The organism is Exiguobacterium acetylicum (assembly GCF_022170825.1).
Classification (GTDB): Bacteria; Bacillota; Bacilli; order Exiguobacteriales; family Exiguobacteriaceae; genus Exiguobacterium_A; species Exiguobacterium_A acetylicum_B.
This window is the reverse complement of record NZ_CP081878.1, coordinates 1,733,512-1,745,225: the sequence shown is the minus strand read 5'-3', so window position 1 is coordinate 1,745,225 and position 11,714 is coordinate 1,733,512. Positions and strand designations below refer to the sequence as shown.

General features: G+C 46.1%; 12 protein-coding genes. 8 read left to right on the top strand and 4 right to left on the bottom strand.

Translation table 11 applies throughout. From position 1 onward, the window contains the following. The first annotated feature begins 18 nt into the window (after positions 1–18). Positions 19–447: a hypothetical protein gene (locus K6T22_RS09235; protein WP_238236538.1), complete on the top strand. Its 429-nt coding sequence runs from the start codon at positions 19–21 to the stop codon at positions 445–447. 47 nt (positions 448–494) lie between these two features. On the opposite strand, the gene K6T22_RS09230 is transcribed toward K6T22_RS09235, so the two are convergent. After that, a complete protein-coding gene (locus K6T22_RS09230; RefSeq protein ID WP_238236537.1) occupies positions 495–878 on the bottom strand; it encodes a VOC family protein in 384 nt (127 codons plus the stop codon). A 136-nt stretch (positions 879–1,014) separates the two neighbouring features. Here K6T22_RS09230 and K6T22_RS09225 point away from each other — a divergent pair, with 136 nt between their 5' ends. The 3 genes from K6T22_RS09225 to K6T22_RS09215 are packed head-to-tail and all read left to right on the top strand — an operon-like array spanning position 1,015 to position 2,947. After that, positions 1,015–1,827, top strand: coding sequence for an MBL fold metallo-hydrolase (locus K6T22_RS09225; protein ID WP_238236535.1), 813 nt, complete (start codon positions 1,015–1,017; stop codon positions 1,825–1,827). Continuing rightward, entirely contained in the window at positions 1,824–2,318 is a 495-nt protein-coding gene (locus K6T22_RS09220; protein WP_238236529.1) for an AAA family ATPase, read from the top strand. Before K6T22_RS09225 ends, K6T22_RS09220 begins: the two co-directional genes overlap by 4 nt. After that, positions 2,315–2,947 (top strand): HAD hydrolase-like protein, encoded by a 633-nt coding sequence (locus tag K6T22_RS09215; protein WP_238236527.1) that lies wholly within the window; start codon positions 2,315–2,317, stop codon positions 2,945–2,947. The genes K6T22_RS09220 and K6T22_RS09215 overlap by 4 nt, the downstream gene beginning before the upstream one ends. A gap of 43 nt (positions 2,948–2,990) precedes the next feature. On the opposite strand, the gene K6T22_RS09210 is transcribed toward K6T22_RS09215, so the two are convergent. Then, complete coding sequence (locus tag K6T22_RS09210) at positions 2,991–4,376, bottom strand: MFS transporter (RefSeq protein ID WP_238236526.1); 1,386 nt, start codon at positions 4,374–4,376, stop codon at positions 2,991–2,993. 322 nt (positions 4,377–4,698) lie between these two features. On the opposite strand from K6T22_RS09210, the gene K6T22_RS09205 reads away from it, so the two are divergent. Next, on the top strand, positions 4,699–5,040 hold the full coding sequence (locus K6T22_RS09205) for a hypothetical protein (RefSeq protein WP_238236525.1): 342 nt from the start codon (positions 4,699–4,701) through the stop codon (positions 5,038–5,040). 473 nt (positions 5,041–5,513) lie between these two features. Here the strand turns inward: K6T22_RS09205 and K6T22_RS09200 are convergent, their stop codons facing one another. Continuing rightward, positions 5,514–6,224 (bottom strand): GntR family transcriptional regulator, encoded by a 711-nt coding sequence (locus tag K6T22_RS09200; RefSeq protein ID WP_238236522.1) that lies wholly within the window; start codon positions 6,222–6,224, stop codon positions 5,514–5,516. 164 nt (positions 6,225–6,388) lie between these two features. Here K6T22_RS09200 and K6T22_RS09195 point away from each other — a divergent pair, with 164 nt between their 5' ends. The 3 genes from K6T22_RS09195 (at position 6,389) to K6T22_RS09185 (ending at position 10,428) form a co-directional block, all read left to right on the top strand. Continuing rightward, positions 6,389–8,281 carry a beta-glucoside-specific PTS transporter subunit IIABC gene (locus K6T22_RS09195; RefSeq protein WP_238236520.1) on the top strand — a complete coding sequence of 631 codons (1,893 nt, stop codon included), beginning with the start codon at positions 6,389–6,391 and terminating at the stop codon, positions 8,279–8,281. Between the two features lie 24 nt (positions 8,282–8,305). Further along, positions 8,306–9,763, top strand: a complete 1,458-nt coding sequence (bglA, locus tag K6T22_RS09190) for a 6-phospho-beta-glucosidase BglA (RefSeq protein WP_238236516.1) — start codon at positions 8,306–8,308, stop codon at positions 9,761–9,763. 107 nt (positions 9,764–9,870) lie between these two features. Further along, entirely contained in the window at positions 9,871–10,428 is a 558-nt protein-coding gene (locus K6T22_RS09185; protein ID WP_238236511.1) for a ribonuclease FAU-1 family protein, read from the top strand. A gap of 14 nt (positions 10,429–10,442) precedes the next feature. Here K6T22_RS09185 and K6T22_RS09180 read toward each other — a convergent pair whose 3' ends face one another. After that, the gene (locus K6T22_RS09180; RefSeq protein WP_238236509.1) at positions 10,443–11,654 is read right to left on the bottom strand and encodes an MFS transporter; all 1,212 of its coding nucleotides are present in this window, start codon (positions 11,652–11,654) and stop codon (positions 10,443–10,445) included. Positions 11,655–11,714 lie beyond the last annotated feature (60 nt).

The window sequence follows — 11,714 nt, the reverse complement described above, 5'->3', positions numbered from 1 at the left end:
AAAAGGGAGGGTTTCGGAATGTCCGAAATGACCATCGAAATGTTTGTTCACTTCATTCAACACTTAGTGCATTCTCCACGCTTCATCGTCCAACGTCCGCATGAAAACGAAGGAGTCTATACTTTCGAAATCCGTGAGTTGAATTTATCACGCGTTTCAAAGGCTATAATGCTTCATAAGACGGTTGATCTTCTTCACGAAAAGGCATCTGAAGCTACACGCGAAACGTTGATGAATGAACTGGTCACTCTATCACAGAAAACGTTAATGAAGTCAGATACGGTTGCCACGCTTGAAGCGGCATTCGCAATAGACGGAACACTGCACCTCACGTTTTCCGAAGGCAAGAAGATTTGGTTTTCTGATGTTCTTAATACAGAAGAGGTAATCGATCGGTTCACTGAACGCTTTCAAAGCGTTATTAATCATAAAAAGAAGTCCGATTAAATAAAAGCAGGTCGTACCACATGTGTGGTACGACCTGCTTTGTTATCTCAACCTGTACAGAGCATCAAAACGTTACCATCGGGATCCGCAAACGTAAAATATGCAAAATCATCGAATCGTTCGATGTCGCGGATGATGGGTGCTTGTAGTGATAACACGAACTGATAGGATGCTTCGATGTCCGTCGTGTAAAAATTAAACAAAGGTTGTCGAGAAGGTTGATGTCGATACGTTGGGTCGTTCGCATGGTCATCAAGCGTCAAGCTAGTTAGACCTTGAAGTGGGAGATTATAGACAGGTGACGTGACGAGAGACGAATCAAATGGGAGCTGGAGTAACTGATGGTACCAAGCGGCAGACCGTTTTAAGTCCTGTACATGTAAAAAAACGGCGTTTAGTCGGGGAGCAATAAGGTGAGTCGAGGTCGACATAAGAATTCCTCCTTTGATTATATTGTACAAATTCTTAATTCGTTTCATTCAAAATAATTCCTGCACACTTTCCCTATAAATGGAATATGGTATGATATATCAGGAAAATCATTTCGAAATTGGAAAGGAACATGACATGGAAACCATCATCTGTACGACGTGTGGCGTCGAACAAATCAATCCAGAACGCGAAATATGTCCGATTTGCTTAGAGGAACGACAGTATGTCAATCCAACTGGTCAAATGTGGACGACACTTGTTGACATGCAAACTTCAGGAACCTATCAAAATGTCATCACGGACGACGGAGCAGGCGTCTATGCAATCCAGACGACACCATCATTTGGTATCGGGCAAACCGCATACCTTGTCCAGGGGAAATCGTTCAACCTATTATGGGACTGTATTACATATATTGATTCAAAGACAAAAGAACAGATGAATGAATTAGGCGGGATTCACGCAATCGCATTATCGCATCCGCATTATTACGCAACACAAGTCGAATGGGCAGAGACTTTTGACGTGCCGATCTATATTCATGAAGACGATGCGTCGTTTGTGACGCGACCAAGCGAGCGCATCGTATTCTGGAGTGGTGAACGCTTGGAGTTAGCAGAAGATTTGATATTACATCGCGTCGGTGGTCACTTTAAAGGGGCAGTCATCTGTGAACGAAAAGACGCGTCAGCAGGGCTGCTGTTGACAGGAGACATCATTCGGATTGTTGCCGATCGTGCGTGGGTCAGTTTCATGTACAGCTATCCAAATCTGATTCCGCTACCGGCAGAGACAGTTGCGCGAATGGCAGAGACGTTACATCCGCTCGCGTTCGAAAAATTATATGACGCCTTTCATCGAAAAATTGAATCGGGTGCGTCCGAAGCCGTGGCTCGATCAGCAGAACGGTACATCGCTGCCTTGAATGGAGACTGGTTCACGACATGAAGTCGCGCTTGATCGTCCTCCGTGGGAACTCTGGTAGTGGGAAAACGACGCTTTCGAAAGCGTTACAATCAGCTTTACCGGATACGCTTCTCTTATCTCAAGATGTTATTCGAAGAGAGATGTTGAATGTAAAAGATGGACCAGGAAATCCGGCGATTCGCTGGATAGAAGATCTAGTCATGCTTGCTGACGGTCGTCACGCGACGATTCTGCTGGAAGGAATTCTCGCACAGGATTGGTACGGTGAAATGATTGACCGGTTAGAACGACGCTTTACTTCACGGTACGCGGCGTATTATTTTGACGTCTCATTCGAAGAAACGGTCCGTCGCCATGCGATGCGGCAGCCGACAGAGTTTTCTGAAGTGGACATGAAACGCTGGTGGATTGATCGGGATTTACGTCCGACAGATCGTCTGATTGTCGAAGACTCGTCATTAGAAGCGATTGTTCAGCAGATAAAACGAGAGCAGGAAGGGGAACACGAATGACACACTATATTTTTGATATGGATGGAACGTTGTTTCAAACGAATGCCGTACTTGCTCATGCGTTAGAAGACGTATTTCATGACTTACGTCAAGCGGGGCGCTGGGAGGGAGACACACCGCTCGCGCTGTATCAAAAAATCATGGGTGTATCGTTACCAGAAGTTTGGGCAACTTTATCACCAAATTTTTCGTTAGCAGAACAACACGCTGCGGATCGTCAGTTTCGGCGAAGCTTAGAGCAGGCAGTCGAAGCCGGTCATGGTAAGTTATATCCGGGAACGGTTGAGTTACTTGTGCGCTTAAAACAAGCCGGACACCCGGTCTATATCGCTAGTAATGGGTGGCCATCCTACCTTTCAGCAATCGTGACGACGTATGGACTTGAAGCGTATATCGATCACGTTTATAGCATTGAAGATATCGCTTCCGGTGATAAATCAGCACTCGTACGGGAGATTTGTAAGACGCACGACATCTCGTCAGGCTACGTTGTAGGTGACCGCTTATCTGATTTCAAAGCGGCACATGCGAACGGGCTCGTTGCGATCGGTTGTCAGTTCGATTTTGCACAAGAGGAAGAACTGGCTGTTGCCGATCGTGTCGTCCAAGAGTTAAGTGCTGTTTACTAAAAAGAACCGTCTTCATGATGAAGACGGTTCTTTGCTATGGGAATTACTCTGCCCACCAGAGGGCATCTTCCGGTTTTTTCGCGATTGTTGAAACTTCTTTTTCACTGGAGACAGTCGGATGCGACCCTTTAAGAGCTTTTCCGGCTGTATTTTTGAAGAAGAAGAAGAACGTGACGAAGCCGATGACGCTGACTGCCGTTAGATAGAAAGCAGGAGCAAGCGGATTTTGAGTCGTATGGACGAGCCATGTCGACACGAGTGGCGTCGTTCCACCAAAGATTGAAACCGAGACGTTAAATGTAACAGAAAGCGTCCGGTAACGAACATCCGTATAGAAGATACTTGGTAATAGACTTGGCATCGTACCCTCGAAGATGGCCAGGAAGAAACCGAGGATGAAGATACCGATTCCAACGAACAAGAGCGGTTTTAAACCGATCAAGTAGAATGACAAGATCGAAAGTATTGATAGTCCAGCGAGTGCAAACAAGACGATGTTACGATTCCCTTTTTTATCACTCAGTTTCCCGAAGATGTAAGCGAGTGGAATCATGATCACCATCACACCGGTAATTAAAATCGTACTTGTTGAGCTTGACATGCCGATGACTTCATTGAGGTACGATGGCATATACGACAAGAGCATGTAGTTCGTAATGTTGAAGAAAGCAACAGCAATAAAGCAAACGATGATATCGCGTTTATGATCACGAAGAATTTCGCGGAATGTCGCGGGTTCTTCTGTATTCTCATTAATTTCATTCTCGAAGATCGGTGATTCATCCAAATGACGCCGTAAGTAGAGACCAAACAAACCGAGTGGTGCTCCAAGGATGAATGGAATGCGCCATCCCCAAGATGCCATTTGATCATCTGATAACGTGACGAAGAGCGTTGTTGCGAGTAGTGACGCTAAAATATACCCACCGAGTGTACCGATTTCAAGTCCACTCCCGAGGGCGCTTCGTTTATTGTCGGGCGACGATTCGGCGATGTAGACCATTGCGCCGGCGTATTCACCGCCTGTTGAAAAACCTTGTAGGATACGAGCTAACAATAATAGAATTGGTGCCCAAATCCCGATTTGATCATAAGTTGGTAATAACCCGATGATGAGTGTCGATCCAGCCATCATGACAATCGTCGTCGTCAAGACAACCTTCCGTCCGAGTCGATCTCCAATTCGTCCAAAGACGATTCCGCCGATTGGTCGCATTAAAAAAGCGATCGCAAACGTCGCAAAAGTAAAGACGAGCTTCAGTTCATCATTTTCAACAGCGCTAAAGAAGTTTTGACTGATGATGATTGCGAGATAGGAATAAAGACCAAAATCGAACCATTCCATTGCATTCCCAATTCCGGTCGCGTAGACACTCTTTTTGGTTTGCTGCATGTCAACGACATTGACTTTTTCTTTTCTGAATTTCATAAGTTCTGTTCACTCCCTTTGATAAGTTCGTATCGTAACATAGCAGGAAATGAAGTCAAGTTGCTAATCTGCTTAGCCAGTTGAAAACGACTGAAAATGGCTCTATGCCGGGAGTTGTCAAACCGTTGCTACTCTAGGGATGAACAAAGATATGCATTTTTTATGAAAAAAATCGAAATAAATTTAATTGTTTTCATAAATCCAAAATAATTTTCATATGTTTTCACATCTAAAAAATCAGTAATCCGTCTGTAGAATGAGGGAATGAAGACCATTTATTGGTAAGTTATAAATGAGGATGGAAAAGTGAAGGAGGGTACGTATGAAAAAGAAATGGATCGCCATTATGTCGATCGGGCTCATAGTCATTTTCGGCGGTTGGTATAGTGGTTTTCAGGAATCAAAAGTATCAGGATTTCCTGTCCCTCGCTTTGCAACGGCAGTCGAAAAGCAAGGAGAGTTGAAAATAGAAACCCATCTCGTTTCAGAAACAGATGGTCCAGGATTATTGTATGGAACGTGGATTCGTCAAGCAGGGTGGGAAGAACTTGATCGTGAAGGGGCAACGGCTTGGTATGAAAGAGACGGAAAAGTGATTGCCTTGACGACGTTTGATTGGGAACTCTATCTTGAAGCTTCTAGTAAAGAAGAGATTGGTATATAGAAGATGCGATTGTTTGTGAAGTGGAACGGGTGGAGTCTGTCTTTTGCCATAATTCTATTCATTCCTGCTGAAAGGACATTGAACATCGAACGGATCGTGCGGATAACAGGCTTATCTTACCAGGTGTTTTATATATTGGACATTCTGTAGATGATTGTGCGTATCATCTTATTCTTTAAATCAATCTGCCTTATGCAGGGCGAGATGATTCGAAGTCGACTCACATGGTTGCTATATCTCAGTTGGTCATTTTACTTCGTCTTGATGACGTACGCAATGAGTCAGTGGTTTCCTGTCACGCGTCCAGCTGATTTTCTAAGTCCAGTACTTGGATTATTATTGATTGGCGTATTAGTGATATATCCATTTTGTATAGTAGCATTGATTAGTTTCTTAAAAGAAAAAACGAAATCCGATGAAATGTCTTCAGTAAAATGAGGACGATCATCAGATTTCGTTTTTTTTCGTTTCATTTAAAGGAATAATCCGTTTGCTTGGATGACGAAATGCGAATGTTCGTAGTGATAGGTGATGACGGAATAGTCGAACGGGCGACCGTTCGTCAAATGGAAAACCGTCTCGATCGTCATGGCAGGATCCCCTTCAGCAAGGCTCAGATGACGAGCTGTCTCAGCACTTAATTTTCCGACGTGCATGTACATATCAGAAAATCCGATGTTCAATTGCAGTGCCGTCTCTAAGTATTCAAAGATCGACTGCTCGACGATTTCGCGATTCAAGTATGGAACGATCGATTGGCGATAGTAAGACTCTTCGAGACAGAGGATCTTGCCGTCGATGTAGCGGATTCGCTTGACGTAATAAACCGTCTCGCCTGCCTCGATCCCGAGATTCTTTGCGATGTTATCCGTTGCAGCGATTGGATCGATTGCTAGAACGGACGATTCAATCGTATGGCCGACAAGATTCTGCTTAAATCCTTGGGTCGAGAACAGGCGAATATAGCCAGAACGGTTCGTCTTCCGGACAAAAATCCCGCTTCCGCGAACTTGAAAAATGATTCCTTTTCGTTCGAGTAATTCGAGTGATTTTGTCATCGTCGTTTTACTGACAGCGAACTGCCGAATCAATTCTTCGAGAATGGGAAGTTTATCGCCTTGTTTTAACTCATGTTGTTCTATGTACTGTTCGATTTCATCAGCCGTCTGTTGATATTTCAGCATAGGACACCTTCTTTTCTTACGAACTTTTTCTTCGTTCAGTATAGCATAAGCTATCTTTTGATTAATATAATGTTTAATTAAATTATTTATGTATTGATTAATTGTGCATGTACAATTAAAATGAAAGGGTATTCAACGCGTCATATTCAGGGGAGGTACACGATATGGGTAAGGTTCGCGATTATCAACAATTGGCGCATTCGATTTTAGAAGCCGTTGGTGGCGAAGATAACGTCATCAGCGCCGTCCGGTGTGCTACACGACTTCGTCTCGTTTTAAAACGGTCAGATTCGTCAGCCAAGGAAACAGTCAGTGCATTACCTGGCGTCATTACGGTCGTTGAGTCTGGCGGTCAGTTTCAAGTCGTCATTGGTCAACACGTCGGGGAAGTCCATCAAGAGTTTATGAAACTCGTCGATCTGGAACAACCGGAAACGGAAGAGGCACCGAAAGGGACGGTCCTCAATCGAATCATTGCGACAATGTCAGCCGTTTTTGCACCGTTCGTCTATATCTTAGCTGCAGCGGGGATTCTGCAAGGAACTTTGATTTTGACGACACTTGCTTTTCCGGCATTCGCGAAGACGGGTACCTATGAAGTCTTCAGCTTTATCTCATGGGCACCGTTCACGTTCTTGCCGATCTTCATTGCCATCACGGCAGCGAATCATTTTAAGGTCAACGCTTTCATCGCCGTTGCCTGTAGCGCGGCACTTGTCAGCCCGACGTGGGCAGATATCGCAGCGCGCATCACTGCCGGCGAATCGATCACGTTTCTAGGAATTGCATTATCCGGAACAACGTATACGTCATCGGTCTTACCGCCATTATTCCTCGTCTGGATTCTGTCTTATGTCGAGCGATTCCTGAACAAAACAATCCATGAAGTTATTCGTCCGTTATTCGTTCCGTTCTTCAGCATGGTGTTGATGGTGCCGCTTACGATTCTATTGATCGGACCAATTACGACACTTGGTGCAGAAGGGATCGCGAACGGGTATAACTACTTAGCGGAGAATGCTCCTGCAGTCGCTGGTCTGATCATCGGTGGCTTCTGGCAAGTCATTGTCATCTTCGGCGTCCACTGGGGCGTCACGCCGATGGTGCTCGCGAACTTCGAACAATACGGTCGGGATTCGTTCCAAGCGTATCAAACGATTGCTGTCATCGCCCAAATCGGTGCCGTCATTGGCGTCATCTTGAAGGCACGAAACAAAGAAACGAAAAAAGTCGGTGTCTCAGCAGGACTGACGGGTATATTCGGTATTACGGAACCGGCTATCTATGGCGTGACGCTTCGCTTTAAGAAGCCATTCATCTATGGTTGTATCTCTGGTGCGATCGGGGCCGTCACAGCGAGCTTCTTTAAACCGTATTACTTTGCTTACGCCGGATTACCGGGACCATTGACGCTCGTCAACGGTATCGACTCTGACTATCCGTCATCCATCATCGGTTTATTGATTGGAACAGCGATTGCCTTGATCCTGCCGATCGTCTTGATTCAAGTATTTGGTTTTGGTGAACAAGCAGCACCTGTCGTCGCGATGGAAAGGGCAGCGACACCTGTTGCAGGTCAGGAAGTCAGTGCGACACTGACGAACGAGGAGACGCTGCGTGCGCCACTTGAAGGAACAATCGTTGCCTTATCGGATGTACCGGATCCTGTCTTTGCTTCAGGTGCGATGGGTCAGGGCGTAGCGATACGTCCCACCGGTAAAGAGGTGACGGCACCGTTTGACGGTACGATTGTCATGATTGCACCGTCCGGTCACGCGATCGGGCTAAGGTCAACGAGTGGCGTCGAAGTTTTGATCCATGTTGGTCTTGAGACGGTGACGCTCGACGGTAAACCGTTCACGTTACACGTCAAAGAAGGCGAAGCCGTGACGACCGGTGATCTACTCGTAACGTTTGATGCGACAGCGATTGAAGCGCATGGACTTGAGACGATTACGCCAATCATCATCACGAACACCCAAAGTTATGCACAAATCTTACCGACGGACGAGACGGTCACGACGGCAAACACACAAATCTTGACGATCATCAAGTAAGAGAAATAGAAGGAGGACATGAAGATGAAGACATTACCAAATGATTTCTTATGGGGCGGTGCGCTAGCAGCGCATCAATTCGAGGGTGGCTGGAACGCTGGTGGAAAAGGACCGAGCGTCGTTGATGTATTGACGGCAGGAGCACACGGCGTCGCACGACGTATCACGGATCAGGTAGAGGAGAATGAATTCTATCCGAACCACGAGGCGATTGATTTTTATCATCGTTATAAAGAGGATATCGCGCTGTTCGCTGAAATGGGACTGAAGTGTCTCCGGACGTCAATCGGTTGGAGTCGGATTTTCCCAAACGGAGACGAAGCGGAACCAAACGAAGAAGGGCTCCAGTTCTATGATGACGTCTTCGATGAACTGCTCAAACACGGCATCGAACCGATCATCACGCTGTCGCATTTTGAGATGCCACTCCACCTCGCTCGTGAATATGGTGGATTCCGTAACCGGAAAGTGGCACTGTTCTTTGAGAAATTCGCAGAAGTCTGTTTTACGCGCTATAAAGACAAGGTTAAATACTGGATGACGTTCAACGAAATCAACAACAAGATGGATGTTAGCAATCCATTATTCCTCTGGACGAATTCTGGTGTCTTACTCGATCCAGAAGAAAACGCGATGGAAGTCATGTATCAAACTGGTCACCATGAGTTACTTGCAAGTGCGCTTGCCGTTGCCAAAGGAAAAGCAATCAACCCAGACTTTGAGATTGGAGCGATGGTTTCGCACGTACCCATCTATCCGTACTCATCGCACCCGGAAGATATTTTACTTGCTGAGACATCGATGCGTCAGCGCTACTTCTTCCCGGACGTTCAAGTTCGCGGCTATTATCCGTCCTATGCGTTGAATGAATTCAAACGGGAAGGGTATAATATTCCGATCTTAGACGGTGATGCCGAAATCTTACGCAATGGAACTGTCGATTATCTCGGATTCAGTTACTATATGTCGACGACTGTCAAACACGATGCTGTCGTCAATAACACGGGCAACATCGTCAACGGGGGTCTCGCAAAAGGCGTTGAGAATCCGTACATCCAGTCGAGTGACTGGGGCTGGGCGATTGATCCAGTTGGTCTCCGTTATGCGATGAATCGTCTATATGATCGGTACCAGATTCCATTGTTCATCGTCGAGAACGGCTTTGGTGCGATCGATACGATCGAGGATGGTCAGATTCATGATACGGCGCGAATTGATTACTTGCGTGCGCACATCGAAGCGTTCAAAGCAGCGGTCCTTGAAGATGGAGTTGAACTGATTGGATATACGCCGTGGGGCGTCATCGATATCGTCTCCTTTACGACAGGGGAGATGAAAAAACGCTACGGTATGATTTACGTCGACCGAGATAACGAAGGGAACGGATCGATGGAACGAATGAAAAAGGATTCGTTTGACTGGTATCGTCACGTCATCGAGACGAACGGTGCTGAATTAAACAGTTCAGAAACAGCAAAGTAATAATGATGAAGCGAGGCGACGGAAAAATCCGTTGCCTCTTTTTTAAAAGGATTAGAATGAAAAAGAAGAGGGGTATGGCACACTAGAGAAAAACGGGGGATAGGTATATGATCAAAAAACGATATGCCGATCGACGTGACTGGGGTCGCATCGCACAGCGACACTATGTTCAAGAACAGGTCGAGAATGAAGTGTTTCAAGGGCAGGTGACGCTCCTTCAGCTGATTGAAGTCGTTTCACCATTAGATGTCCGTTATGGTGACGAAACGATTCGAATCGCTGATGATGGTTACGTCTGGGTACAACAATTTCCAAAGGATGCTCATCATGCCGTGACCTCGATGTTTGATGCTTCTGGTCAGTTAGTTCAGACCTATGTCGATATTTGTCTTCGTACGGGGATCGAGAACGGTCGTGTCTACTGGGACGATCTATTTCTCGATCTGATCGCTTTGCCATCAGGACAAGTCGTATTAGTCGACGCGGATGAACTAGAAGCAGCGCGAAAACAGGATCACGTCTCACACACGGAATATACGCTTGCTTGGGCGGAAGCAAAACGACTGCAGGAGCAAATGAAAGACAGAACCTTTCCATTGCTCGCACATGCAGAAGTGATGAAAGAGCAATTCGAACAGCAACTCAAACAGGGAACACCGCGTTGACGGGTTCCCTGTTTTTAAGCATGTTGTTCTTCTTTGACTTCTTCCGTTGTGAAATACCGTTGTTTTCTCGGGAGGAGAACCATTCCGAGAAAACAGATCGTCAATAAAACGAGCAAGCTAGCGAATAGGAGTGTACTGGAGCGAATCGACCAAATATCACCGAGTAGACCGATACTGACAATCGCTATAATTTGTAGCAGACTGACACCGACACCGTACAGACTCGTAAATCGTCCCATCAAGTGAAGCGGAATGTTCGTCTGTTGGAAGGTCAGAAAACCGGTACCTGCGAATGCGTGGAAACAACCAAGCAACAAAAAACCAGTGCAGACGATCGAAAACGAATTTGCACTTGCATATAGCAAATAACCGATAGCGACAAACGCATAGCCGATCGTCAGCATCGTCCGAACGGAGAGCGTTTTGGCATAACGGGCGACGAACCAGCTACCGGTAACGGAACCGATCCCTGTCAAACTCATCAACAAACCGTAGTCGGTTTCTGATAAACCGATGCTTCGTTGTAAAAAGACGACTTCCTGTGTATCAAGCGCAAGTGTCGCGATCATCATCGTCATTGCAAGCAGATAAAGAACACTCACATAACGCGCGTCTTTACTGAACTGATAGACGAGCCGCCAATCGGACAGGACGTCTTGTAGCTGCATCCCTCGTTCAACCAAAGCGGAAAAACGCGGCAGCTGCATTAACAGAACAGCTGATACAAGAAACGAGACAGCATTGAGCCAAATCGCAATGTCGGCAGAAGCGACATATAAGAGTCCACCAGCGAGAGCCGGACCAATCAAAAAGGCGCCAGATGTGATCAGACTACGATAGGCATTAAACGATGTCCGGTCGTCTTTCGGAACAAGCGTCGTGATGTAGGTTAAGGTAGCGGGTTCGACGACCGCTTTGACGATGGCTAAGGCAATCAAGTCGATGTAAAGCAGCGATAAGGGTATAAATGGCATGATACCGATTAAAAAAGCACGCAATAAATCGGTCTGAATCAACAGACGACGTAAGTCGGAGCGGTCGACCCAGCTACCTGCAACCGACTTGATGACGAGAGAGACGACCGGACTGATGATCCAAAGCGCAGCGACGGCTGACGCTGAGCCGGTCAAGCGATAGATGTAAACGTTGATCGCAACGAGATAAATGAAATCACCAAACTGTGAAATACCGAGCGCGCTCAAGAGTGTTCGTTCCCGAGAAGACATGACAGCACCCTTTCTTACATCATTTTCCAATAGTATACCAGAAAATTCTGATAACGTTTT